This window comes from Blastococcus sp. TML/C7B, from assembly GCF_016612845.1.
GTDB lineage: Bacteria > Actinomycetota > Actinomycetes > Mycobacteriales > Geodermatophilaceae > Blastococcus.
Window position 1 is genome coordinate 975,496 of sequence record NZ_JAEOAA010000002.1, and the last position, 23,802, is coordinate 999,297.

General features: G+C 73.3%; 24 protein-coding genes and 3 pseudogenes. 14 read left to right on the top strand and 13 right to left on the bottom strand.

Translation table 11 applies throughout. The features are described from left to right. The first annotated feature begins 27 nt into the window (after positions 1 to 27). Positions 28 to 918, top strand: coding sequence for an acyl-CoA dehydrogenase family protein (locus JKP76_RS17590; protein ID WP_242471996.1), 891 nt, complete (start codon positions 28 to 30; stop codon positions 916 to 918). Between the two features lie 21 nt (positions 919 to 939). On the opposite strand, the gene JKP76_RS17595 is transcribed toward JKP76_RS17590, so the two are convergent. Next, positions 940 to 1,200 carry a hypothetical protein gene (locus JKP76_RS17595; RefSeq protein WP_200492123.1) on the bottom strand — a complete coding sequence of 87 codons (261 nt, stop codon included), beginning with the start codon at positions 1,198 to 1,200 and terminating at the stop codon, positions 940 to 942. A gap of 114 nt (positions 1,201 to 1,314) precedes the next feature. On the opposite strand from JKP76_RS17595, the gene JKP76_RS17600 reads away from it, so the two are divergent. Further along, positions 1,315 to 1,620, top strand: coding sequence for a hypothetical protein (locus JKP76_RS17600; protein ID WP_200492124.1), 306 nt, complete (start codon positions 1,315 to 1,317; stop codon positions 1,618 to 1,620). Between the two features lie 4 nt (positions 1,621 to 1,624). Next, positions 1,625 to 2,341: a triacylglycerol lipase gene (locus tag JKP76_RS17605; RefSeq protein WP_200492125.1), complete on the top strand. Its 717-nt coding sequence runs from the start codon at positions 1,625 to 1,627 to the stop codon at positions 2,339 to 2,341. A 4-nt stretch (positions 2,342 to 2,345) separates the two neighbouring features. Here JKP76_RS17605 and JKP76_RS17610 read toward each other — a convergent pair whose 3' ends face one another. The 3 genes from JKP76_RS17610 to JKP76_RS17620 all read right to left on the bottom strand — a co-directional run bounded on the left by JKP76_RS17610 (position 2,346) and on the right by JKP76_RS17620 (position 4,728). Beyond that, a complete protein-coding gene (locus tag JKP76_RS17610; protein ID WP_200492126.1) occupies positions 2,346 to 2,933 on the bottom strand; it encodes a hypothetical protein in 588 nt (195 codons plus the stop codon). Positions 2,934 to 2,952: 19 nt separating this feature from the next. Then, positions 2,953 to 4,092: a zinc-dependent alcohol dehydrogenase gene (locus JKP76_RS17615; protein WP_207146849.1), complete on the bottom strand. Its 1,140-nt coding sequence runs from the start codon at positions 4,090 to 4,092 to the stop codon at positions 2,953 to 2,955. 90 nt (positions 4,093 to 4,182) lie between these two features. Further along, positions 4,183 to 4,728, bottom strand: coding sequence for a bifunctional adenosylcobinamide kinase/adenosylcobinamide-phosphate guanylyltransferase (locus JKP76_RS17620; protein WP_309229568.1), 546 nt, complete (start codon positions 4,726 to 4,728; stop codon positions 4,183 to 4,185). A 55-nt stretch (positions 4,729 to 4,783) separates the two neighbouring features. Here JKP76_RS17620 and JKP76_RS17625 point away from each other — a divergent pair, with 55 nt between their 5' ends. Further along, complete coding sequence (locus JKP76_RS17625) at positions 4,784 to 5,728, top strand: pirin family protein (RefSeq protein WP_200492129.1); 945 nt, start codon at positions 4,784 to 4,786, stop codon at positions 5,726 to 5,728. 6 nt (positions 5,729 to 5,734) lie between these two features. Here the strand turns inward: JKP76_RS17625 and JKP76_RS17630 are convergent, their stop codons facing one another. From JKP76_RS17630 to JKP76_RS22750, 3 genes are read right to left on the bottom strand one after another with little or no spacing between them, the layout of a single operon-like run. Further along, positions 5,735 to 6,748: a TIGR03617 family F420-dependent LLM class oxidoreductase gene (locus JKP76_RS17630; protein WP_200492130.1), complete on the bottom strand. Its 1,014-nt coding sequence runs from the start codon at positions 6,746 to 6,748 to the stop codon at positions 5,735 to 5,737. Positions 6,749 to 6,780: 32 nt separating this feature from the next. Further along, on the bottom strand, positions 6,781 to 7,503 hold the full coding sequence (locus JKP76_RS17635) for an SDR family oxidoreductase (RefSeq protein ID WP_200492131.1): 723 nt from the start codon (positions 7,501 to 7,503) through the stop codon (positions 6,781 to 6,783). Continuing rightward, a complete protein-coding gene (locus JKP76_RS22750) occupies positions 7,500 to 7,706 on the bottom strand; it encodes an SDR family NAD(P)-dependent oxidoreductase (protein WP_200492132.1) in 207 nt (68 codons plus the stop codon). The genes JKP76_RS17635 and JKP76_RS22750 overlap by 4 nt, the downstream gene beginning before the upstream one ends. 221 nt (positions 7,707 to 7,927) lie before the next feature. On the opposite strand from JKP76_RS22750, the gene JKP76_RS17645 reads away from it, so the two are divergent. The 7 genes from JKP76_RS17645 (at position 7,928) to JKP76_RS17675 (ending at position 15,711) form a co-directional block, all read left to right on the top strand. After that, positions 7,928 to 8,332, top strand: a complete 405-nt coding sequence (locus JKP76_RS17645) for a Zn-ribbon domain-containing OB-fold protein (protein WP_200492133.1) — start codon at positions 7,928 to 7,930, stop codon at positions 8,330 to 8,332. Beyond that, positions 8,329 to 9,492: a thiolase gene (locus JKP76_RS17650; RefSeq protein WP_200492134.1), complete on the top strand. Its 1,164-nt coding sequence runs from the start codon at positions 8,329 to 8,331 to the stop codon at positions 9,490 to 9,492. The genes JKP76_RS17645 and JKP76_RS17650 overlap by 4 nt, the downstream gene beginning before the upstream one ends. After that, positions 9,489 to 10,181 (top strand): TetR family transcriptional regulator, encoded by a 693-nt coding sequence (locus JKP76_RS17655; RefSeq protein WP_200492135.1) that lies wholly within the window; start codon positions 9,489 to 9,491, stop codon positions 10,179 to 10,181. Before JKP76_RS17650 ends, JKP76_RS17655 begins: the two co-directional genes overlap by 4 nt. A gap of 169 nt (positions 10,182 to 10,350) precedes the next feature. Continuing rightward, complete coding sequence (locus JKP76_RS17660; RefSeq protein WP_200492136.1) at positions 10,351 to 11,535, top strand: acyl-CoA dehydrogenase family protein; 1,185 nt, start codon at positions 10,351 to 10,353, stop codon at positions 11,533 to 11,535. A 28-nt stretch (positions 11,536 to 11,563) separates the two neighbouring features. After that, positions 11,564 to 12,652, top strand: coding sequence for an acyl-CoA dehydrogenase family protein (locus tag JKP76_RS23625; protein ID WP_200492137.1), 1,089 nt, complete (start codon positions 11,564 to 11,566; stop codon positions 12,650 to 12,652). 151 nt (positions 12,653 to 12,803) lie between these two features. Further along, positions 12,804 to 14,348 (top strand): acyl-CoA synthetase, encoded by a 1,545-nt coding sequence (locus JKP76_RS17670; protein ID WP_200492138.1) that lies wholly within the window; start codon positions 12,804 to 12,806, stop codon positions 14,346 to 14,348. A 109-nt stretch (positions 14,349 to 14,457) separates the two neighbouring features. Continuing rightward, on the top strand, positions 14,458 to 15,711 hold the full coding sequence (locus JKP76_RS17675; RefSeq protein WP_200492139.1) for an acetyl-CoA C-acetyltransferase: 1,254 nt from the start codon (positions 14,458 to 14,460) through the stop codon (positions 15,709 to 15,711). A gap of 73 nt (positions 15,712 to 15,784) precedes the next feature. On the opposite strand, the gene JKP76_RS17680 is transcribed toward JKP76_RS17675, so the two are convergent. Genes JKP76_RS17680 through JKP76_RS17690 form a run of 3 tightly spaced genes read right to left on the bottom strand, consistent with a single transcriptional unit; the run spans position 15,785 to position 18,189 of the window. Next, positions 15,785 to 16,573: an enoyl-CoA hydratase gene (locus JKP76_RS17680; protein WP_200492620.1), complete on the bottom strand. Its 789-nt coding sequence runs from the start codon at positions 16,571 to 16,573 to the stop codon at positions 15,785 to 15,787. Continuing rightward, positions 16,570 to 17,355, bottom strand: coding sequence for an SDR family oxidoreductase (locus JKP76_RS17685; RefSeq protein WP_200492140.1), 786 nt, complete (start codon positions 17,353 to 17,355; stop codon positions 16,570 to 16,572). Before JKP76_RS17685 ends, JKP76_RS17680 begins: the two co-directional genes overlap by 4 nt. Positions 17,356 to 17,376: 21 nt before the next feature. Further along, positions 17,377 to 18,189, bottom strand: coding sequence for an enoyl-CoA hydratase/isomerase family protein (locus tag JKP76_RS17690; protein ID WP_200492141.1), 813 nt, complete (start codon positions 18,187 to 18,189; stop codon positions 17,377 to 17,379). A 180-nt stretch (positions 18,190 to 18,369) separates the two neighbouring features. Between JKP76_RS17690 and JKP76_RS24220 the strand changes: the two are divergent. The 3 genes and pseudogenes from JKP76_RS24220 to JKP76_RS24230 all read left to right on the top strand — a co-directional run. Beyond that, a pseudogene (locus JKP76_RS24220) lies at positions 18,370 to 19,152 on the top strand (acyl-CoA dehydrogenase family protein); the annotation flags it as partial. Between the two features lie 67 nt (positions 19,153 to 19,219). Beyond that, on the top strand, positions 19,220 to 19,528 hold the full coding sequence (locus JKP76_RS24225) for an acyl-CoA dehydrogenase family protein (protein WP_375335671.1): 309 nt from the start codon (positions 19,220 to 19,222) through the stop codon (positions 19,526 to 19,528). A gap of 98 nt (positions 19,529 to 19,626) precedes the next feature. Next, positions 19,627 to 20,892 (top strand): annotated as a pseudogene (locus JKP76_RS24230) (phosphotransferase family protein); the annotation flags it as partial. An 18-nt stretch (positions 20,893 to 20,910) separates the two neighbouring features. On the opposite strand, the gene JKP76_RS17705 reads toward JKP76_RS24230, so the two are convergent. From JKP76_RS17705 to JKP76_RS23630, 3 genes and pseudogenes are all read right to left on the bottom strand, one after another. Beyond that, positions 20,911 to 22,482 carry an HNH endonuclease signature motif containing protein gene (locus tag JKP76_RS17705; protein ID WP_200492143.1) on the bottom strand — a complete coding sequence of 524 codons (1,572 nt, stop codon included), beginning with the start codon at positions 22,480 to 22,482 and terminating at the stop codon, positions 20,911 to 20,913. Between the two features lie 392 nt (positions 22,483 to 22,874). Next, entirely contained in the window at positions 22,875 to 23,285 is a 411-nt protein-coding gene (locus JKP76_RS21650; protein WP_242472384.1) for a hypothetical protein, read from the bottom strand. 147 nt (positions 23,286 to 23,432) lie between these two features. After that, a pseudogene (locus JKP76_RS23630) lies at positions 23,433 to 23,693 on the bottom strand (translation initiation factor IF-2 N-terminal domain-containing protein); the annotation flags it as partial. Positions 23,694 to 23,802: the final 109 nt, after the last annotated feature.

A 23,802-nucleotide genomic window follows, 5' to 3' on the forward strand; every position in this document is an offset into this window, starting at 1 on the left:
TCAACGGCGTGCACAGCTTCCTGGGCCATGCAGTCGATCGCGGTGCTCGGCTCGGAGGAGCAGCGCCGGCGCTGGCTGCCGGAGATGGCGCGGCTGGACAAGATCGGCGCCTTCGGGCTCACCGAGCCCGAGCACGGCTCCGACGCGGTCGGTCTGGAGACCTCCGCCCGCCGGGACGGCGACTCCTTCGTGCTCAACGGGCGGAAGAAGTGGATCGGCAACGGTTCGATCGCCGACTACGTGATCATCTGGGCGCGCGGCGAGGACGGCGCCGTGGGCGGCTACGTCGTCGAGACCGGCGGGCGGGACGGGCAGCTCGAGGGCTACGACGCGACGGTCATGACCGGGAAGACGGCGCTGCGCGCGGTGTGGCAGGCCGAGATCACGCTGACCGACGTCCGCGTGCCGGTGGAGAACAAGCTGGCCGAGTGCCACTCGTTCAAGGACGTCTCCCGGATGCTCGACCGCACCCGGTACACCGTGGCCTGGCGGGCGCTGGGGCTGGCGATGGCCTCCTACGAGCTGGCGCTGGCGCACGCCCTGCGGCGGGAGCAGTTCGGCCAGCCCATCGCCGGCTTCCAGCTGGTGCAGGACAAGCTGGCGCGGATGCTCGCCGAGATCACCTCGATGCAGCTGATGTGCTGGCGGCTGTCCACGCTCGCCGACGCCGGCCGGATGACGGCGGCGATGGCCTCGCTGGCCAAGATGAACCACGCGGCCAAGGCGCGGGCGATCGTCGCGGACGCCCGCGACATCCTCGGCGGCGACGGGATCCTGCTCGAGCACCACGTCGCGCGGCACCACGCCGACATGGAGGCGATCTTCACGTTCGAGGGCACCGACTCGGTGCAGGCGCTGATCATCGGCCGGGAGGTCACCGGGATCTCGGCGATCAGCGGGCGGCGCCCCGAGCGGTGAGGCGCGGGCGCCGCGGAGCGGTCAGCGGGCGGAGGTGAGCGTCCGGCCGACCGCGGTGACCTGCTGGCAGGTCGGGCAGGCGGTGCGCCCGGCGCCGACGCGGGTCCACTTCTGCGAACCCCAGACCTGGACGATCGCCCCGCACACGGCGAGCTCGATCTCCCCGTCCAGCTCGGCGGGCGGGCGGTGCGCCTCGACGGCGTGCCAGGGGTGCGACAGCTGAGCGGGCTCCCCGCCGGACCAGCGGTCCGGGCGGGCGAAACCTACGGCGTACGTGTCCACGCACCTCCTGTGCCCTGCAACACAGCGCGGTAATCCCGCCCGATCGGGGGAAAGCAGCAGCCCCGGGCGCCGGCGGGTTACCGTCGAACGGCCGCCGAGCACGAGGAGGGCGCCGTGGACCCGATCAGCCTGCTGGTGGGCGGGGCCCTGCTCGCCACCGGGTTCCTCGCCGGCCGGCTGGGCCGCCGGAAGCCCGCTCCTCCTCCGCCGGTCACCCCGGTGTGCGGCTGCGGGCACGCGCTCAGCCAGCACGACCGCGACACCTCCACCTGCCACGCCGAGCTGCGGCGGGACACCTTCGACAAGCGCGGCCGGTGGTCCGGCCACAGCTGGGTGCCGTGCACCTGCCGGCAGTACGTGGGGCCGCGGCCGATCGACGAGGTCTTCGCACCGCGGCTCCTCCCGCCGACGGTGGACTGAGCCGGTGACCCGTCCCCCCGCGCGGCCCCCGCGCCGTCGCCGGCCCGGGCTCCTGGGTGCCACCGAGCCGGTCCGCGCGCTGGCCAGTGCCGGCGCCTTCGCGGCCGGTCTCCCGCTGCTGCAACTGGCGCCGCGCGGCGAGCCGCACCCCGTCCTGGTGCTCCCCGGCCTCATGGCGTCGGACGCCTCCACCGCGGTGCTGCGCACCTGGTTGCGCCGGCTGGGCTACCCGGTCGTCGGCTGGGACCTCGGGCGCAACCGCGGCCCCTCGCGGGAGCTCGACGACGCGCTGCCGCGGCTGCTCGACCGGCTCGCCGCCGAGCACGGGACCGCGGTGAGCATCGTCGGCCAGAGCCTGGGCGGCATCTTCGCGCGCGGCCTCGCCCGGAAGGCGCCCCGGCAGGTGCGACAGGTGGTCTCGCTGGGCTCGCCGTTCGGTGGCTACCCGACCGCCCGCGGCAGGCCGGCCGCTCCGCTGGCCGTGCCGAGCACCGCCGTCTACTCCCGGTGGGACGGCGTCGTCGACTGGCGGGCCTGCCGCCAGCAGCCCGGCCCGCGCAGCGAGAACGTCGCGGTGCACGCGGCCCACCTCGGCATGGGGCACGACCCGGCCGTGCTGTGGGTCGTCGCCGACCGGCTCGCCCAGCCGCGGCACGACTGGCAGCCCTTCCGCCCGCCGACCCGGTTCGGGCTGGGCCGGCTGTTCCCCGCCGACGGCTGAGCGCTCAGCGGCGCCCGCGGGCCAGCGTCCGGAGGCCGACGAGGGCGGCACCGGCGGCCGCGACCCACGGCCCGGCCACGACCAGCGGATCGACCAGGTGGTGCCGCGCGTCGGAGCGTCCGCGGCGGGACCGCAGGCCGCCACGGGTGAACTCGCTGCGCAGCCCGGTCGCCGGCACGTCGGGCCGGGTCGAGGCGAACGAGCGGAGTCGGTGCTCGGCGGCGTCCACCCGGTCGGCCGCGACCAGCAGCAGCCAGTGCGCCAGCCGCCCCTCGCTGAAGCGGGCGTAGGAGTACCTCCGGATCACCCCGGACAGGCCGCGCGGCGGCTGGGCGGTGCCGAAGACCGGGGTGACGAAGGCGTGCTCGACCGAGCGCTCGCGGGGCCACTCCTCCGGCTGCCGCTCCGGGAAGTCCCAGTGCGCGCCGGTGTCGGTCCGGTGCTGCAGCTTTGGGTAGGCGGGCCGGTCGGTCGGGTTGAGGTCGACGCCCCACCCGGGGATCCGGGCCCGCAGCTCGTCGCTGCTGGGCGGCGGCGTCCGCTTGTCGCGGACGTAGGCGCTGGGGATGTCCCCGCGGCCGGCCTGGTTCATGACGGCTCCTCCGGTCGGATCAGGACGCGCTGGGGACGATCAGCGGCTTGATGCAGCCGTCGAGCTTGCTGGAGAACACGTGGTAGGCCTCCGGGATCTCCTCCAGCGGGAAGCGGTGGGTGACCATGTCCCGAGGGGTGAGGAAGCCGTTGCGCACGTGCTCGAACATCCGGGGCCACTGCCGCTTCACGGGGGTCTGGTTCATCCGCAGGGTCAGGCCCTTGTTCAGCGCGTCGCCGAACTTCACCGCGTTCGGGATCGGGCCGTAGGCGCCGACCACCGCCACGGTGCCGCCCTTGCGGACGCCGTCGATCGCCCAGTTCAGCGCGGTGGCCGAGCCGCCCTGCAGCTTCAGCTTCGGGCCGGTGAGCTGCTGGGCGAGGTTCCCGTCCGCCTCGGCACCCACCGCCTCGATGACGACGTCGGCACCCAGGTGGTCGGTCTGCTTCTTCAGCTCGACGACGACGTCGTCGTACTCGTCGTAGTCCAGCGTCTCGGCGTAGGCCATGGTGCGGGCCTTCTCCAGCCGCTCCTGCAGGTGGTCGACGACGATGACCCGCCCGGCGCCCATCAGCCAGGCCGACTGCGCGGCGACCAGGCCGACCGGGCCGGCGCCGAGCACCACCACCGTGTCCCCCTCGGCGATCTCACCCAGCTGGGCGCCGAAGTAGCCGGTCGCGGCGGCGTCGGTCAGCAGGACGGCGTCCTCGTCGTGCATCCAGTCGGGGATCTTCACCGGGCCGACGTCGGCGAACGGCACCCGCACGTACTCCGCCTGACCACCGTCGTAACCGCCGGTGGTGTGCGAGTAGCCGTAGATGCCGCCGACGGCGGTGGCGTTCGGGTTCACGTTGTGGCAGTTGGAGAACAGCCCGCGGGCGCAGAACCAGCAGCTGCCGCAGAAGATGTTGAACGGCACCATCACCCGGTCGCCGACCTGGAGGTTCTGGACCGACGAGCCGACCTGCTCGACGACGCCGATGAACTCGTGGCCGAACGTGTGGCCGATCCGGGTGTCCGGCATCATCCCGTGGTAGAGGTGCAGGTCGGAGCCGCAGATCGCCGCCAGGGAGACCCGCACGATCGCGTCGTTCGGGTGCTCGATGGCCGGGACCGGCTTCTCCTCGACCCGGATCTTGTACGGGCCGCGGTAGACCATCGCGCGCACGGATCCCCCTTCCGTCGGCGCCCCGGCCGGGCGACCACCGGCCCCGCACCTGCCCGAGCGCCGACGCGTCGAAACCGGGCGTCAGCGCAGCCGCTGCGGCAGCCCCGCCGTCAGCAGCCAGACCCGCGTCGACGCGCCCGCGACCCGGGCGTTGAGCACGCCGAGCTCGTCCCGGAACCGTCGTCCAGACGGGGTCGCCGGGACGATGCCGTTGCCCACCTCGTTGCTGACCGCGACCACCCGCCGCGGGGTGCCCGTCCACGCGGCCAGCAGCTCGTCGACGACCGCGGCCAGCCGGTCGTCGGCGCCGGGTTCGCCGGCCCAGACGCCGCAGGCGTCCATCTGCCCGGCCAGCCAGGTGGTCAGGCAGTCGACGAGCACCGGCGGGCCGGAGCGGCCGAGCACCGCGGGCAGGTCCAGCGTCTCGACCGTCCGCCAGGACGCCGGCCGGCGCGCGCGGTGCAGCGCGACGCGGTCGGCCCACTCGGGGTCGTCGGGACCGGGCGGGATCCCGCAGGCGACGTAGTCGACGGCCCGCTCGCGGGCCAGCAGGCCCTCGGCGTAGGAGGACTTGCCCGAGCGGGCGCCACCGAGCACGAGGACACGGCGGGGACGGCGGAGCGGCACGGCGCAGAGTCTGCCCCAGCACCGGAGAGCTCCCCGCTGTGCCAGGCTCTGCCGCGTGAGCGAGGTCGAGGTCATCACCAGCCGAGACGTGCCCCTGGGCGGACCGCGGGCGATGACCGTGCGCCGCACCCTGCCCCAGCGCGCGCGGTCGCTCATCGGGGCCTGGTGCTTCGCCGACCACTACGGCCCGGACGACGTCACGCGCACCGGCGGCATGGACGTGCCGCCGCATCCGCACACCGGCCTGCAGACGGTCAGCTGGCTGTTCAGCGGCGAGATCGAGCACCGCGACACCACCGGAGCGCACGCGCTCGTGCGGCCCGGCGAGCTGAACCTGATGACCGGCGGCTCCGGCGTCGCGCACTCGGAGGTCTCCACCCCGGGGTCGGGCGTGCTGCACGGCGTCCAGCTCTGGACGGCGCTGCCCGAGTCCGCGCGGCACGCCCCGCGGTCGTTCGTCCACCACGTCCCCGAGGTCCTCCGGCTGGACGGCGCCGTCGTCCGGGTGCTGCTCGGGACCCTCTGCGGCTCCGCCTCCCCCGTGCCGACGCACACCCCGCTGTTGGGGGCCGAGCTGGTGCTCGAGCCGTGCGCGCAGGTCGAGCTCGACGTCGCCCCGGAGTTCGAGCACGGCGTGCTGGTCGACGAGGGCCCGGTCGTCGTCGGCGACGCCGAGCTGGCCCGCGCCGAGCTCGGCTACCTCGCCCCCGGTGCCACCCGGCTCTCGCTCACCAACCCCGGTGACCGGCCGGCGCGGCTGATGCTGCTGGGCGGGGAGCCGTTCGGCGAGCCGGTGGTCATGTGGTGGAACTTCCTCGGCCGCTCGCACGAGGAGATCGCCGCCTACCGCGCGGAGTGGGAGGCCGGCTCCGACCGGTTCGGGCAGGTCGAGGGATACACCGGTGCGGTGCAGCGGCTGCCCGCCCCGCCGCTGCCGAACGCCCGGCTCAAGGCCCGGATGGCGCCGCCGACCTCCGGGGACCCCAGCGCCTGGGGCTGAGCCCGGTCAGGGCAGCCGGCGCCGGAACTCCGCGACGTCCTCGGCGGTGGTGCCGGCCGGCGGCGCGAGGTGCACCTGGTCGATCTCGCCACCGTAGCGCCGCGCGAGTTCGTCGGCGACGTGCCCGAGCGGGCCGATCACGGAGAACGCGGACAGCAGCTCGTCGTCCACCAGATCGCCCATGCGGGCCCACCGCTCCGGGTCGCTGCCCACCGACAGCGCGTGCAGCCGGTCGTGCAGCTCGCCGCGCCCCGCGCGGCGGAGGACGTCGCCGTAGGCCGGCGTCGAACCGTAGAAGGCGATCTGCCGGCGGACGGCCAGAGTCTCCTCCTCGCCGGCGCCCTCCTCCCCGGTGACGACGACGAACCCCGGGCAGTGCACGACGACGTCCGAGCGCTCCCGGCCCGCCCGCTCCAGCCCCTCGTGCAGAGCAGGCAGCGTGACCTCGGTGAACCACTCGGGCGTGCTGAAGGCGTGCGGGATGAGCCCGTCGGCGACCTCGCCGGCCAGCCGGGTCATGACCGGGCCGACCGCGGCGAGGTGCACCTCCGGCGCGGTGGGCATCGGCTGCGGCCGGAACATGTCGGTCATCAGCGTGTGGTTGTAGTGCTCGCTGCGGAACGCGAGCTGCTCGCCGTGGTTCCAGTCCCGCCAGATCGCCTGCAGCGCCTGGATGTAGTCGCGCATCTGCGCGGCCGGCTTGCTGCTCCACGGCATGTCGAACCGTCGGGTGATGTGCGGCTTGATCTGGGTGCCCAGCCCCAGCACCGCGCGCCCACCGGAGAGCACGTGCAGGTAGTGCGCCGCGTTCGCCGTGACCATGGGGCTCCGGGCGAACGCGACAGCGATGTGGGTCTCCAGCCGCATCTCCCCCGAGGCCGTCGCGGCGACGGCCAGCGGCAGGAAGGGGTCGTAGGCGACCTCCGAGGTGGAGAGCGCGTCGAAGCCGAGCTCCCGCGCCCAGGCGGTCTCCTCGGCGACCTCGACCGCCGTCCTCCGCAGTCCGTATCCGATGCGCACCGGGACCCCCTCCTGCCTGCTCGTGCTCGGACCTACTTCGGGACCTGGGCCATGAAGATCGACGGGTGCAGCCCCTCGGCCAGGGGGCGGAACTCCTTCTCCACCTGCCGCGCCAGGTCCTCCGGGTCCCAGGGGCCCTCGGAGCTGATCGAGGCGCGCACCTCGGGGTTGTTCCACAGCGTCACGCCGTAGCCGGCCGCGCCGAGCGTGCGCCCGGACAGCCAGTCGGAGGCCTCGCTGGCCAGGTAGCTGACGATCGGCGCGATGTTGTCCGGCGACCGCGAGTCGTCGGTGGCCGGCCGGTCGGCGCCCAGCTTCTTGTCCTGCGGGATCGTCGCGGTCAGCCGGGTCGCGGCGCCGGGGGCGATGGCGTTGGCGGTCACGCCGTACCGGCCCAGCGCGTTGGCGACCGACGCGGTCAGCCCGATGATCCCCATCTTGGCGGCCGCGTAGTTCGGCTGCCCCGGCGAACCCTGCAGGGCGGAGTCGGAGGTGAAGTTGATGATCCGGTAGTGGCCGTCGGGGTTGCGCTGCTGGCGCCAGTAGGCGGCGGCCGGCTTGATCGTGGAGAAGTGGCCGCGCAGGTGGACGCGGATGACGGCGTCCCAGTCCTCGTCGTCCAGGTTGAAGATCATCTTGTCCCGGAGGATCCCGGCGACGTTGACCAGGACGTCGAGCTTCCCGTAGGTGTCGACGGCGAGGTCCACCAGCCGCTTTCCGGTGGCGGTGTCGGCGATGTCGCCGCCGTCGCTCACCGCCGCGCCGCCGGCCCGCACAGGATCTCGTCGGCGATGTCGCGCGCCGGGCCCTCGTCCCCGCCGGTGCCGTCGGGGTTGGCACCGAGGTCGTTGAGGACCAGCTGGGCGCCCTGCTGGGCGAAGAGCCGGGCGATCGAGGCGCCGATGCCCCGCCCCGCGCCCGTGACGATGACGACCCGGCCGTCGAGTGTGCCGCTCATGTCGTGCCTCTCGGTGGGAGGACGGCGCCCGCACCGAGGGGCGATCGCCGGGCCGCGCGAGGCGGCGTCTACGAGAACACGTTCTACTACCCTGCCGACGCGGACCGCAAGGGTCCGGCGGGCTCCTTGACAACGGGCGGCGGCACGGCTGACGCTTACCTAGAACCTGTTCTGGTTGTGCGGCACGCCACTCCTCGCAGCCCTCCGCGGAAGGACGGCCGATGCCCGGTCCGACACCACTCCCGACGCCCGAGACGGCGCCGTACTGGGAGGGAGCGGCCGCCGGCGAGCTGCGCGTGCAGCAGTGCACCAGCTGCACCCGGTACTACTTCTACCCGCGCCCGTTCTGCCCGCACTGCGGCTCGGCGGAGGTGGCGTGGCGGGTCACCAGCGGCCGGGCGACGCTCGTCTCCTACGTGATCAACCACCGGACCTTCCCGCCGTCCGACGCACCCCTGGTCATCGCCCTCGTCCAGCTGGAGGAGGGCCCGCGGATGATGTCGAACGTCGTCGGTGTCGAGCCGCTCCCCGAGAACCTGCCGCTGGACCTGCCGCTGCGCGTGACGTTCGAGCAGCGCGGCGAGTACGCGATCCCGGTGTTCACCCCCGCGGAGGCGGCCCGGTGAGCACGACGTCCATGCACGGCGGCGGGGTCGCGATCGTCGGCGCCTCCGAGACCACCGAGATCGGCAGCCTGCCCGGCATCTCCACCCTCGACCTGCACGCCCAGGCCGCGCGCAACGCGCTGGCCGACGCCGGACTCACGGCGCAGGACGTCGACGGGGTCGCGACGGCGGGCCCGTTCGCGCACGAGGTCTCCCACCACCTCGGGATCACCCCGCGCTGGCTCGACGGCACGATGGTGGGCGGGTGCAGCTTCATGCTGCACGTCCGCCACGCGGCCGCCGCCATCGCCGCGGGCGCCGCCGACGTCGTCCTGGTGACCCACGGCGAGTCCGGCCGGTCCCGCGTGGGCGTGGGTGGGCGCGGCCCGAACCCGGCGTCGCCGCAGGGCCAGTTCGAGGCCATCTACGGCGCGAACACCCCGTACTCGACCTTCACCGTCCCGGCGCTGCGCTTCCTGCACGAGCGCGGCCTCGAGCGCGAGGCGCTCGCGCAGGTCGTCGTGGCGCAGCGCGCCTGGGCGGTCGACAACCCGCGGGCCTCCCGCCGGACGCCGACCACCGTCGAGGCGGTGCTGGAGCAGCCGCCGATCGCCTGGCCGTTCTCCAAGGACATGTGCTGCGTGGTCACCGACGGCGGTGGTGCGCTGGTGCTGATGAGCGCCGAGCGGGCCGCCGACCTGCCGGCAGCCGACCGGGCCGTCTACCTGCTCGGGTCCGGCGAGTCGGCGGAGGCGCCGATGGTCTCGCAGATGGCCGACCCCGGCTCCTTCCTTGCCTTCCAGCGGGCCTCCGCCGAGGCGCTGGCGACCGCCGGGATCACCCACGCCGACGTCGACCACCTCATGGCCTACGACGCCTTCGCGCACCTCCCCCTCTACATGCTCGAGGACCTCGGGTTCGTCGGTCGCGGCGAGTCGCGGGACTTCATCGCCGAGGGCCACACCGCCAAGGGCGGCCGGCTCCCGATGAACACCAACGGCGGTGGGCTCTCCTACACGCACACCGGGATGTACGGCATGTTCGCCATCCAGGAGGCCGTGCGGCAGTTGCGCGGCGAGGCGGTCGTGCAGTTGCCGGGGATCGAGACCAGCTTCGTGCAGGGCGTCGGCATGTTCTTCGCTGCCGCCGGCAGCCTCGTGCTGGGCAACCGCCGACCGTGAGCGGTGACGCGATGGCCCACGGCGCGATGAGCGACGACGCGATGGCCGACGACGCGATGACCGGCGACGCGGTGACCGAGGACGTCCTGGCCGAGGAGCGCCTGTCCGGGCGCACGTCCGAGGCGCAGGCCGCCCGGGTGGAGCGGATCATCCGCGCCGCCATCGAGCTCGCCGGCCAGGGCGGGTACGAGGCGGTGCAGATGCGCGAGGTGGCCCGGCTGGCCCAGGTCGCCCTGGCCACCCTCTACCGCTACTACCCCTCGAAGAACCAGCTGCTGCTGGCCGCCGTGCGGTACGAGATCGCCAAGCTGGACCAGGACGTCTCGACCCGCCGTCCCCGCGGGGCGACACCCGAGGTGCGCGCGGGCGAGGTCTTCGCCCGCGCCTTCCAGGCCATGCGCAACGACCCCGGGTACGCGCACGCCGCGCTCTCGGTGCGGCAGTCGCCGGTGCCCTTCGGCGCGCACCTGACCACCCGCCCGCCGGTCGACCACGACACCACCTTCGTGCGCATCGCCGCGGCCGCCGCCTGGGGCGCCGACCACGAGGTGACCGCCGGGCAGCGCCTGGCGCTGCAGATGGTCGAGTCGCTGTGGATCGGCTGCACGATCGACTGGCTCAACGGCCGGCTCACCGCCGACGCGGCCGACGAACGCATCCGGTTCGCGGCGCAGAAGCTGCTCACCTGATCGACCGCGGCGGTTGCTTGACAGCCGTCCGATCGCGATACGACCATGACCGGGCCGCCTAGGTAGAACGTGTTCTCGCCCGGCACCCCGACTTTCCCGAACCACCCTGGCACCGACCTCCGCGACTCCCGGGACCGTGCCGCCACCCCCGCAGGAAGGACCCACCACCATGTCGACCGACGAGTTCAGGGCCAAGGCGCTGGCCTGGCTCCAGCAGAACGCCAAGCCGTTCGACGACAACGAGCCCAGCAGCGGCGGCGCGACGATCGAGGAGTCCAAGGCCTTCCAGAAGGGTCTGTGGGAGGCCGGGCTCGCCGGCATCACCTGGCCCAAGGAGTACGGCGGCCAGGGCCTCGGCACCGCCGAGCAGCTGGCGTTCAACGAGGTGGCCGCCAACTTCCGGATGCCGGTCGGCCCGTTCGTCATCGGCCTCGGCATGCCCGCTCCGGTGCTGCTCGAGTTCGGCACCGAGGCGCAGAAGAAGCGCCACATCGAGCCGATGCTCAAGGGTGACGAGATCTGGAGCCAGCTGTTCTCCGAGCCCAGCGGCGGCTCGGACGTGGCCAGCCTGCAGACCTCCGCGACGAAGGTCGAGGACGGCTGGCTGATCAACGGCCAGAAGGTGTGGACCTCCGGCGCCCAGTTCAGCGACTTCGGCGCCGTCCTGGTCCGCACGGACCCGACCCGGCCCAAGCACCAGGGCATCACGATGTTCATCGTCGACCTGCACCACCCGGGCGTCACCGTGCGCCCGCTGGTCGTGGCCACCGGCGACGCGCCGTTCAACGAGGTCTTCTTCGACGACGTGCACGTGCCGGACGACGCCGTCATCGGCGAGGTCAACAACGGCTGGTCCGTGGCCGTGGCGATGCTCCGCTACGAGCGGGTCACCATCGGCACCGGCGTCCGGGCGCGCGCCAACCCGCTGGGCTACGACGCGCTGGTCGAGCTGGTCCGCGCCCGCGGTCTGGACGGCGACGCCTCGGTCCGCCGCACCCTGGCCCAGGTCTACGCCAAGGAGAGCGCCATGCGCTCCTACAGCGCGGTGCTGCACCAGGAGGCCAAGGCCGGCGTGCCGATCGGCGCCCGCGGCTCGGCGGCCAAGCTGGCCGGCGCGACGTTCCCGCTGTGGGTGTCGGACCTGGTCCAGGACATCTTCGGCGAGGAGCTGGCGCTGCAGAACGCCGACACCCTCCCGCTGACGCGCTCGATCCTGGCCGCCCCGGGTGGCGCGACCGCCGGTGGCTCCAACGAGATCCAGCGCAACATCATCGCCGAGCGCGTCCTGGGCCTGCCCAAGGACGCCGGCGTGGACAAGAACATCCCCTTCAACCAGCTCAAGCTGTCCAAGTGACCGCCGCGTCCGCCCAAGGAGCGACTCCGTGACCCTCATCGACACCGCCGACCAGCGCGACCTGGCCAGCAGCGTCAAGCGCTTCGTCTCCGGTCAGGCGCCGATGTCCGCCGTCCGGGAGACCATCAAGTCCGACGCCGCCTACGACCCGCAGGTCTGGCGCCGGCTCGCCCAGGAACTCGGCCTCGCCGGGCTGGCCATCCCCGAGCAGTACGGCGGCGCCGGTGCGTCGTGGTCCGACCTCGTCGTGGCGCTGCGCGAGCTCGGTGCGGGCCTGGTGCCCTCGCCGCTGCTGGCCACCAGCGTGCTGGCGACCGGCACCCTGCTCGCCCTGGACGACGAGGAGGCCCGCGCGGCGTGGCTGCCGCGCTTCGCCGAGGGCACCGCCGTCGGCGCGCTCGCGGTCAGCGAGGGCACCGGCCGCGAGTGGGCGTTGGCCGACTCGGCCGTCACCGTCTCGGACGGCGCGGTCACCGGGACGAAGACGGCGGTGCTCAACGCCGACGACGCCGACGTCCTGCTGGTCACCACCTCCGCCGGGATCGTGCTCGTGGAGCGGGACGCCCCCGGTCTGACGATCACCCCCGTCGATGCGCTGGACCTGACCCGCGGCATCGCCACGGTCACCTTCGACGGCACCCCGGGCCGGGTGCTCGCCGGCGACGCCGCGGCCGCCCTCGAGTCGGTCATCGACCTGGCGAACCTGGCCCTCGCCGCCGAGCAGGCCGCCGCCACCAAGGCGTGCCTGGACATGACGACCGAGTACGCCAAGATCCGCTACAGCTTCGGCCAGCCGATCGGCATCTACCAGGGCGTCAAGCACCCGCTGGCGAACATCTACACCGACTGGGCGCTCACCGACGCCGCCGTCCGCAAGGCGTCGGAGTCGCTGGCCGAGGGCAGCGAGACCGCGTCGCTGGACGCGGCCGTCGCCCGTCACCTCGCCTCCAGCGGGTACATCGAGGCCGCCAAGCAGACGATGCTGCTGCACGGTGGCATCGGCTTCACCTGGGAGCACGACGCCCACCTGTACTACCGCAACGCGATCACCGGGAACGTGCTGCTCGGCGGGCCGACCGCCCAGCAGGACCGGATCGCCGCCACGCTCGGCGTCTGACCGATCGCACCCCTGGGCCGGGTGCCGGACGACCTCGTCCGGCACCCGGCCCTCGGTCGTGCCCGGAGGCCGTCGGGGCTCCCGCAGCCCCGGGGACGACACGTCGCCGAGGGGTCTTGTGGCTAAGTAGATCAGGTTCTACTTTCGTGCCATGTACCCCGGAACCTGGGCCCAGAAGTCGCCGGACAAGCTCGCGATCGTCATGTCCGGCTCCGGCCGGTCGTTGACCTACAAGCAGCTCGATGACAACAGCCGGCGCACCGCGCACTTCCTGCGCGACACCGTCGGACTGGCGACGGGCGACTCCGTCGTGGTGCTCACCGACAACGTGCCCGAGGCCCTGGAGCTCTACTGGGCCGGTGTCCGGATCGGGCTGTACGTCACCTTCGTCAACAGCCACCTCACCGCGGCCGAGGCCGAGTACATCGTCGAGAACTCCGGCGCGCGGGTGCTGTTCGTGTCGGCGAACCTGGCCGACCTGGCCGGCAAGCTGGAGACGCCGGGCGTCGAGCACCGGCTGGCCTTCGGCGGGGTGCTCGCCGGGTACGAGAGCTACGAGGCGGTGCGGGACGCGTCCTCCGACGCCCCCATCGAGGACCAGCCCCGCGGCGACACGATGCTCTACTCCTCGGGCACCACCGGGCGACCCAAGGGGATCAAGCGCCCGCTGACCGGCGAGTCGGTCGAGCAGCCCAGCAACATGTCGCTGGTGCTGCAGCTGCTGTACGGGATGACCGAGGACACCGTCTACCTCTCCCCCGCACCGGCCTACCACGCGGCGCCGATGGCGTTCATGACCGCGGTCCAGGTGCTGGGCGGGACCGTGGTGATGATGGAGAAGTTCGACCCGGAGGGCGTGCTCGAGGCCATCCAGCGGTTCGGCGTCACCGAGACCCAGATGGTGCCGACGCACTTCGTCCGGATGCTCAAGTTGCCGGAGGAGGTCCGCAGCGGCTACGACCTCTCCTCGCTGAAGATGGTCATCCACGCGGCCGCGCCGTGCCCGCCGGACGTGAAGCGCGCGATGATCGACTGGCTGGGCCCGATCATCATGGAGTACTACTCCTCGACCGAGGCCGCCGGCTCGACGTTCATCGACTCGGCGACCTGGCTGGAGCACCCCGGCTCGGTCGGCCGCCCCAGCGACCCGAACGCCCTGCACATCTGCGGCCCGGACGGCACGGAGCTGGGGCCGCGCGAGATCGGCACGGTCTACTTCGCCTCCCAGACGGAGAGCCGGCCGTTCAGCTACCACGGTGACGAGGAGAAGTCCCGCGGCGCCGAGCACCCCGAGCACCCGAACTGGACGACGGTCGGCGACCTCGGCTTCGTGGACGAGGACGGCTTCCTCTACCTGACCGACCGCTCGTCGTTCATGATCATCTCGGGCGGGGTGAACATCTACCCGCAGGAGATCGAGAACGTCTTCACGCTGCACCCGGCGGTCGCCGACATCGGCGTGATCGGCGTCCCGGATTCCGAGATGGGCGAGCGCGTGGTCGCCTTCGTCGAGCCGGCCCCCGGGGTCGAGCCGACGACGGAGCTGGCCGCCGAGCTGGCCGCCTTCGCCCGCGAGCACCTGTCCGGGTTCAAGGTGCCGCGCGAGTTCCACTTCCGCGAGGCCCTCCCCCGCACGCCCACCGGGAAGATGGTCAAGGGCAAGCTGCGCGACGAGTACGCCTCCGCCGTGGACTGACACGGCAGGAGCACCGAAGCCGTACCTCGTCGCCCTCGTGACCGACGAGCCGCTGGAACCGGCCGGGCACCGTGCCTGCCGGGAAACGAACGTCCTCAGGAGTTCCTGCATGTCCGAAGCACTGATCATCGACGCCGTCCGCACCCCGCGCGGGACCGGCAAGGTGGGCAAGGGCGCCCTGGCGCACATGCACCCGCAGCACCTGGCCGCCACGGTCCTCAAGGCGATCGCGGAGCGCAACGACCTCGACACCGCCGATGTCGACGACGTCATCTGGTCGACCTCGTCGCAGAAGGGCAAGCAGGGCGGCGACCTGGGCCGGATGGCCGCGCTCGACGCCGGCTACGACATCACGGCCTCCGGCGTCACGCTCGACCGCTTCTGCGGCGGCGGCATCAGCGCCGTGGCCCTCGCGGCCGCCCAGGTCATGTCCGGCATGGAGGACCTGGTCGTCGCCGGCGGCACCGAGATGATGTCGGGCACCGGCGCGCTGGCCCAGGAGGAGCGGGCGGCCGGGCTGAAGCTGTACGGCATGGGTTCGGGCAACGCCCGCCTGCAGAAGGTGCACCCGCAGTCGCACCAGGGCGTGTGCGCCGACGCGATCGCCAGCCTCGAGGGCATCAGCCGGGAGGACCTGGAGGCGCTCGGCGTGCAGAGCCAGCAGCGCGCCGCGGTGGCCATCGCCGAGGGCCGGTTCGACAAGAGCCTGGTCCCGGTGCTCGACGACGAGGGCAACGTCGTCCTGGACAAGGACGAGTACCCGCGTCCGCAGACGACGGCCGAGGGCCTGGCCGCGCTCCAGCCCGCGTTCACCAAGCTCATGGACTTCCCGCTGGACGAGGAGGGCAACACCGCCCGCGGGCTGATCAACCAGAAGTACCCGGAGCTGGACATCCAGCCGGTGCACCACGCGGGCACCTCCTCCGGCGTCGTCGACGGCGCCGCGGCGGTCCTGCTGGCCTCCCCCGAGTACGCGAAGGAGCACGGCCTGAAGGCGCGCGGCCGCGTCGTGGCCACCGCCAACGTCGGCGACGACCCGACGCTGATGCTCAACGCGCCGGTGCCGGCGGCGAAGAAGGTGCTGGCGAAGGCCGGGCTCACCAAGGACGACATCGACCTCTGGGAGATCAACGAGGCGTTCGCCGTCGTCGCCGAGAAGTTCATCCGGGACCTCGAGCTCGACCGCGACAAGGTCAACGTGAACGGCGGCTCGATCGCCCTGGGCCACCCGATCGGCGCCACCGGCGCGATCCTGATCGGCACGATCCTCGACGAGCTCGAGCGCACCGGCGGCCGCTACGGCCTGGTCACCATGTGCGCGGCGGGTGGCATGGCTCCGGCCATCATCATCGAGCGCCTCTGACCCGGCTCGGGTCGCGACGTCCGCGGGCCCTCCTCCGGCACCACTGCCGGAGGAGGGCCCGCGTGCGTGCGGGTCAGGTCGTCTGGGCCCGGCCCCGGTCGATGACGTCCGACCGGCGACGCGCCACCTCCGCCGGGTCGAAGCCCGCCCGCCACGCCGCGGAGGTGGCCGCCTCGATCCTCGGCCCGTCGCCCACCAGCGCGGCCTCGATGTCCCGGTAGGAGCGCAGCAGGGCGCGGACGCCGGCCTGGTCGTTGCTCACGATGGAGGCCGCCACCCGTCGGGCGGCCGGCAGCAGCTCCTCGTGCGCGACCACCTCGGTGACCAGGCCCGCCCGCAGCGCCTCCTCGGCCGAGAGGTAGTCCCCGGTGAGGCTCATCCGCCGGGCGAGCCCGCGCCCGACCACCAGCGGCAGCAGCACCGACATGCCCCAGCCGGGCAGGACGCCGACCCGGGCGTGGGTGTCGGCGAAGCGGGCCCGCTCCGAGGCGATCAGGATGTCGCAGTTGAGCGCCAGCTCCAGGCCGCCGGTGACGGCGACCCCGTTGACGGCGCCGATCACCGGCTTGGTCAGCGGCGCCCACGGGAACCACGAGGGCAGTTCGTCGTCCGGAGTCGGGCTCGACAGGTTCTCCCCGGTGCTGCCGAGCTGGCGGAGGTCCAGCCCCGCGCAGAACGCGGGATCCGCCCCGGTGAGGACGACGACGTCGACCCCGTCGTCCGCGTCGAGGGCGGTCATGGCCGCCCGCAGGTCGGCTCGCAGGGTGGTATCGAGGGCGTTCCGGACCTCCGGCCGGTTGAGCGTCACCGTCGCGACGCGGTCGGCCCGCTCGACGAGGAGCGCGGGGACGTCGGCGGTCAGAACGTCCCCCCGTTGACGACGACCCGCTGATCGTTGACGTAGCCGCTCTCCGGGCCGACGAGGAAGCGCACGGTGCGCGCCACGTCCTCGGGGGCGCAGACCCGGCCGAAGGGCGACCGGGCGTCGAGCTCGTGGATGTCGGACACGGCGCGGGTGGCCTGCGCCAGCCGGCGACCCATCTCGGTGTCGACCAGGCCGGGGGCGACGATGTTCACCCGCATGCCGGAGGCGCGCTCCTCGCGGGCGAGGGTGTGCGCGAGCGCCTCCACCGCGGCCTTGCCCATCGAGTAGGGCGCGCCCCGCGGGCCGAACGTGGACGCGGCGATGCTGCTGATGAAGACCACGTCGGAGCGCTCCTGCTCGCGCAGGTGCGGCAGCGCGGCCCGCACCAGCTGGTGCGGCCCGACCGCGTGCACCTCCAGCAGCCAGCGGACCTCCTCGGCAGGGGTGTCGGCGACGGCGTTCCCCCGGCTGGCGACGCCCGCGTTGCTGACCAGGATGCCGAGCGACCCGAACTCCGCCACGGCCGCGGCGACCGCGCGCTCGCCGGCCTCGCCGTCCTCGATGCTGGCCTCGATCGCGAGGACCGCGGCGCCCTTGCCCGTGAGCTCCTCGACGAGCGCGTCGGCCGCCGTGCGGTCCCGTCGGTAGGTGAGGACGACGGCCGCTCCGGACAGCGCCAGCTCGCTGGTGATCGCCGCCCCGATGCCCCGGCCTCCGCCGGTGACGAGCGCGACCCGTCCGGTGAGCGGTCCGGGGGCAGGCGTGCGGGATGTCGTCACGGGGTCTCCGATTCGTGGGGGTCAGCGGCCGCGGAAGACGGGTGCGCGCTTGTCGCGGAACGCCCGGCCGGCCTCGAGCACGTCGTCGGTCGCGAAGTTGATCTCCTGGCTGCGGGCCTCGTCCTCGAGGGCGCGCTCCAGGCCGACCTCGAAGGAGTCGTTGAGCATCCGCTTGGACTGGCGCATGGCGATGGGCGGCCCGGCCAGCAACCGGCCGGCCAGCGCGTCCACGGCGGCGTCGAGCCCGTCCGGCTCGACGACCTCGCGGACGAGGCCCCAGCGGTGGGCCTCCTCGGCGCCGAGCATGTCGCCGAGCAGCACCAGCTCCTTGGCGCGGTGCAGCCCGATCAGCCGCGGGAGCAGCCACGAGCCGCCGAAGTCGACCGAGAGCCCGCGCTTGGCGAAGATCTCGGAGAAGCGGGCGCGGGTGGAGGCGATGACGAAGTCGCACCCGAGCGCCAGGTTCATGCCGGCACCGACGGCCACGCCGTCCACCCGCGCGATCGTGGGGATCGGCAGCCGGTGCAGCGCGAGGCAGGCCTGGTTGACCTCCGCCATGTTCGCCATCGGCGGCCGGCCGCCGCGCACGGCGGACAGGTCCGCGCCGGCGCAGAAGTCGTCGCCGGCCCCGGTCACCACGAGCACCCGGGCGTCGCCGGAGCCCACCTCGACGAGCGAGTCGCGCAGCAGGAGCCAGGCCTCGTGGGACATCGCGTTCTTGCGCTGCGGGTTGGCCAGCGTCAGCGTCACCACGTCGCCGGCACGGCTCATCCGGACGGGCTGCGCGTCGTCGCCCACAGCGCGGACGTCGGGCCCGGCTGTGACGGGGGTCATGCCCGGAGCCTGCGCAGATCCGTCGTCGATGTCAACATCGCCCCACGGCTCCCCGGCTCCCGGTTCCCCGGAAGGATCGATGTGGACTTCTCCCTGCCGACGCACCTGACCGACCTGCTCGGCGAGCTCGACCGCTTCATCGAGGCGGAGATCGAGCCGTTGCAGCAGCAGGACGACAACATGCGGTTCTTCGACCACCGGCGGGAGTTCGCCCGTACCGACGTCGAGGCCGGGGGCACCCCCACCCGGGCCTGGGAGGAGCTGCTCGCGGAGGCCCGGCGCAGGGCCGACGCCGCGGGCTTCTTCCGCTACAGCCTGCCCGAGGAGCTCGGCGGCCGGAACGGCTCCAACCTCGACATGGCAGTGATCCGCGAGCACCTGGCGCACCGCGGGCTCGGGCTGCACAACGACCTGCAGAACGAGCACAGCATCGTGGGGAACGTGGTGTTCGGGCAGCTGCTGCACCTGTTCGGGACACCGGAGCAGAAGGCCGAGTTCGTCGAGCCGCTGATCGCCGGGGACCGCGGCCTCGCCTTCGGGCTGACCGAGCCCGACCACGGCAGCGACGCCACCTGGATGGAGACCACCGCGGTGCGTCGGGGCGGCGACTGGGTGATCGACGGGCGCAAGCGGTGGAACACCGGCGTGCACACCGCGACCCACGACCTCGTGTTCGCACGCACGTCGGGAGAACCGGGCGCCGCGCGCGGCATCACCGCCTTCCTCGTCCCGACCGACAGCCCCGGCTTCTCCGTGCCCTTCTACTGGTGGACGCTCAACATGCCCACCGACCACGGCGAGGTGGAGCTCGACGGGGTGCGGGTGCCCGACTCGGCGATCCTGGGGGCCGAGGGCGAGGGGCTGGCGGTGGCCCAGACCTTCGTGCACGAGAACCGGATCCGGCAGGCCGCCTCCGGCGTGGGCGCCGCGCAGTACTGCATCGACGAGTCGGTCCGGTACGCCAGGCAGCGGGTCACGTTTCGGCAAGCCGCTGTCCGAGCGGCAGGCGATCCAGTTCCCGCTGGTCGAGCTGCACACCGAGGCGGAGCTGCTGCGCACGCTGATCCGGCGGACGGCGGTCGAGATGGACGAGCTCGCCGCGCATGGCGAGCCGGCCGTCTCGATCGGCCACCGGGTGTCGATGTGCAACTACCGCGCCAACCGGCTGGTCTGCGACGCCGCCGACCGGGCGATGCAGGTGCACGGCGGGATGGGCTACAGCCGGCACCTGCCCTTCGAGCACATCTACCGGCACCACCGCCGGTACCGGATCACGGAGGGGGCCGAGGAGATCCAGATGCGGCGGGTGGCCGGGCAGCTGTTCGGCTTCCTGCGGTGACCGGCTCGTCCGTGGAGGACCTGACCGCCCGGCTGGCGGACCGGCTGTCCGCGCTGGCGGGCTCGGCCGTGCGCGTGCACGGACTGGCGCGGCTGTCCGGCGGGGCGAGCCGGGAGACTTGGGCGTTCACGGCGGAGGGGGCCGACGGTTCCCGTCGGGAGCTGATCCTGCGCAGCGGGGCGGGCACCGGTGGCGTGGCCCTGCGCGTCGAGGGCGTGGCCATGGCGGCGGCCGCCCGGGCGGGGGTGCCGGTTCCCGAGGTGGTCGACGTGGGGGACGACGGCGGCGCGCTCGGGCACAGCTACCTGGTCATGGGCCGCGTCGAGGGCGAGACGATCCCCCGGCGGCTGCTGCGGGACGAGCAGTTCGCAGCCGTCCGGCCGCGGCTGGTGGCCGAGCTGGGCGCGGTGCTGGCCCGGCTGCACGCCGTCCCCCTCGACGCGCTGCCCGGTGTCGATGCCGCCGGCGATCCGCTCGTCCGGCTGCGCCTGGACTACCTCGGCGACGCGCCGCCACCGCCGCCGGGCCTGGCACTGGGTCTGCGGTGGCTGGCGGAGAACCGGCCGGCGCCGGGCCCGACGGCACTGGTGCACGGCGACTACCGGCTGGGCAACCTGATGATCGGGCCCGAGGGGCTGGCCGCCGTCCTGGACTGGGAGCTGGTGCACATCGGCGATCCGCTGGAGGACCTCGGCTGGCTCTGCGCGAAGGTGTGGCGCTTCGGCTCGCCGCTGCCGGCCGGCGGGGTGGGCACCCGGGAGCAGCTGCTGGACGCCTACGCCGAGGTGGCCGGGTGGCGGCCGACGGCGGAGCAGCTGCGGTGGTGGGAGCTGCATGCCACCGTGCGGTGGGGGCTGATGTGCCGGGTCATGGCCGAGCGTCACCTCTCGGGCGCCGAGCCGTCGGTCGAGTTCGCCGCGATCGGGCGCCGGGCCTGCGAGCAGGAGTTTGACGTCCTGCTCGCCCTGGGCCTGGCGGAGCCGTCGGACGCCGTTGCCGAGGCACCGGAGGACGGCCTCGAGCTCTACGGCCGGCCGACGGCGGCGGAGCTCGTGGCCGCGACCCGGACCTTCCTGACCGGCTCCGTCCGGCCGGAGATCACCGGACGCACCGCGTTCCACGCCCGGGTCGCCGACAACGTGCTGGCCATGGTGGAGCGGGAGCTCCGGCTGGGCGGTGCTGCCCGGGCCCGGCACCGGGCCGCGCTGGACGAGCTCGGCTGTGCCGACGACGCGGCGCTCAGCCGCGCGATCACCAGCGGCGCTCTCGACGGGCGCTGGGACGAGGTGCTCGACGTGGTGCGGGCCGGGGTCCGCGACCGGCTGCTGGTCGCGAACCCGCGGCACCTGACCCTCCCCGGCTGAGGTCGGTCCGGCCACGCGTCAGAACGGCGGTGGGTCCTCGTCCGGCGGTGGTGGTGCCGGTGGCGGGGCAGGTGGCTCGCGGAGCACGCGCCACCCGGGTGGTCGGCTGATCCGGGTGACGCCGGACGGCGTGATGACGGTGAGCACGCCGTCGTCGCCCAGGGTGTGCGCCCAGCCCTCGGCGAAGGTCTTGAGCCGGTGGTGGCGGCGGCAGAGGCAGCAGAGGTTCGAGCAGTCGGTCACCCCGCCCGCACCGTGGGCGAGGACGTGGTCGAGGTCGGCCCAGGCGGCGCGGCCCGAGCAGCCGGGGTGGCGGCAGGTCCGGTCGCGGGTGGTGAGGAAGCGCCGCTGCGTCGCCGACGGGCTGTAGCGATCGACGGCCGGAGGCGGCCCGGTCAGCGGGCAGCCGCACGTGCCGTCCGGGTGGCTCGGGCAGCCGCGGGTGGCGAGGCGATCGAGCTCTCCCCTGCCGAGGACGGCGAGGAGGCGCCCGCCGTCGTCGGTGACCGCGAGGTCGAGGCGGCCGCCGGTGGGCGCCTGCAGCCCGCCGGGGCAGAGCGCGTCGAGCTGCTGGAGCAACTCGCGCAGGTGGGCAGCGGTGACGGCCTCGCCGTCGACCTCCCCCACCGGGGCTGGGTTGCCCGCGGACGGGCGGAAGGCCGCCGGGAGGGGTGCGCCGTCGGCGAGGAAGCGGCCGGCGGTGAGCGCGCCGAGCGGGGCGACCACGGTCAGGTGCGCGGTGACCGCGGGCTGCTCCTGCCACGGGCGAAGGATGAGGTCGATGCCGGCGCCGACGCGGAGCAGGCCGATCGGCCGCCGGTCCCCCGCCGCCTGCGCTTCGCGGGCGTGCGCGTCGAGGGCCTGCCGGCAGGCGCGCGCCTCGGGGTGCGGCATCAGCATGGTCAGCTCGCTCATGCCGTTGCCGAGGTTGCGCACGCCGACGTCCGCAGCCTTCCGCGCCTGCTCGCGCCGCCGGTCGGCTGCCTCCGCGTCGCGGGCGGCGAGCTCGCGCCGGACGAGTTCGCGGAGCTGCCGCACCGACAGCTCGGTGGCGACCGGCAGGACGGCCGCCTCCACCGCGGCGACGATCACCGGGTCGGTCTCATCGGCGGGGCGGCCCAGTTCGGCGGCGATCGCCCGGGCCCGGGGCCAGTCCAGCCGCCCGGTGGCCAGTTCGGCCCGGGTCGCGGGCAGCCGCGTGGCGAGGACGTGCCCCTGGTCGAACAGCGTCACCGCGGCCGTGCGGCTCGTGTTGAGCACCAGCGCCAGCTCGTCGAGGGCGAACTCGCTGGTGCCCGGCGGACCCACGTCGGCGGCGCGGGCCTCGCCGGGGCGGGGGTCCGCGGGTGCGGGGCGCTCCGCCGCGATGTCGAGCACCAGATCGAGCTTCAGCGCGGCCAGCTGCGCCTCAGCGGCGGTGATCTGCTGGAGCAGTGACGCCGACTCGGCGGACGTGCGCCGGCGCGGCAACCAGGCCGCCAGCGGCTCGACGTCCGATGTGGCGTCCGGGTCGACGAGGTCCTCGGGCCACGGCGCGGCGTCGATCGGCTCGAGGCTCACCCCGACCGCGATCCCGACGCCCGATGTCATGCCTCCAAGCTACGGAGGGGGTACGACAGTTCTCGGCTTCTGACCAGCAGGAACACAGAGCGATACGAGCTGCGCCGAGTACAGATCGAACGGCTCGCCCCGGAAAGCACGAAGCCCTCGGTCCGCTCGACGCGGGGACCAAGGGCCGGAGTGCTCCCCCGACTGGACTTGAACCAGTAACCCTGCGATTTGATCTTGAGGCGCTTGCTCGCGTTGGACAGCGCTGAATTCGCAGGTCAGAGCCGGTGCGAAGCGTTGGCTGCGACGGCTCGTGACGGCTGGGCACGGGAGTATTGGGTGCCTAAAGAGTCCCTGTCGCCAGGCCCCGCGACGGTGATACGCCAAGGCGGCGCTGGCCCGCTTCACCGCTGGCGAGGCGGGCCAGCGCCGCGTCACCCCAGTTGTCGCCGTCGCTCGACCTCGTTGACGACCATCTCCACCGTCCACTGACCGCGGATCAGTCGCATGCTCAGGGGTTCGGCGCCTCGGTCCTCGTACGACCAACTGAGCTCCTCCGGCCGGACGCCCGCTCGGTACAGATCGCCCGCGTACTTGGCAGGCGCACCCTCCCTCACCCACCGCGCGATGTCCGCGAACTCGAGGCCATCGAAGAGAGTCGGCGCCCACTCGGCCGAGAGGTCTCTCGCCTGGCGGACCTCGTCATCGAAGTAGGAGCAGGAGCCACCCGGTGACTTCCCCTCCGGATCCCGCCGCCAGACGACGTAGTGATCGAGCAGGTACTTGGTGAGCCCCTCCGGCGGGGTTCCGCGATACCACTCACGCCTGGGTCGACGGCTCGGCAAGGCGGGCAGCGGCTGCGGCCGTGGTGGTAGCGCAGACGACGTCCGTCTCACGGGCGGCAACGGCGCAGCGTGCCCCTGCACCGCTGATCGCGGAGCTGGACGACCTGGCGGCGAGGTTGACCGTTGGGCGTGCGGGAAGCACTCCCGAAGCTGTCGGGCCACCGGCGCCTCTACGAGGCTGGACGCTGACTTCACGAAGAAGCCCAGCTCCTTGAGCTTGGCGAGCAGTGTCTTGCTATCGACTCCGAACTCCTTGGCGAGTTCGTGTACGCGTGCCTTACCTGGCATCCCGTGCCGCTCCCTCCGAGCGAACTGCGGATGGACAAGACGCCTCCGAGGCTCGCACACCTGTACGACAACTCCACGGGCTACTCGCCCGACACTCCGATGAGGAGCCATCTCTCCCATGCCCCGCGACTTCTCCTCACTCTCGACGAGGTGTCACTAAACCGCTCTGAATAGCGCCTTCTCCCGGTGAGAGCGACTACTCACCAGCGGGAGCAGGGATGTGCGGTCA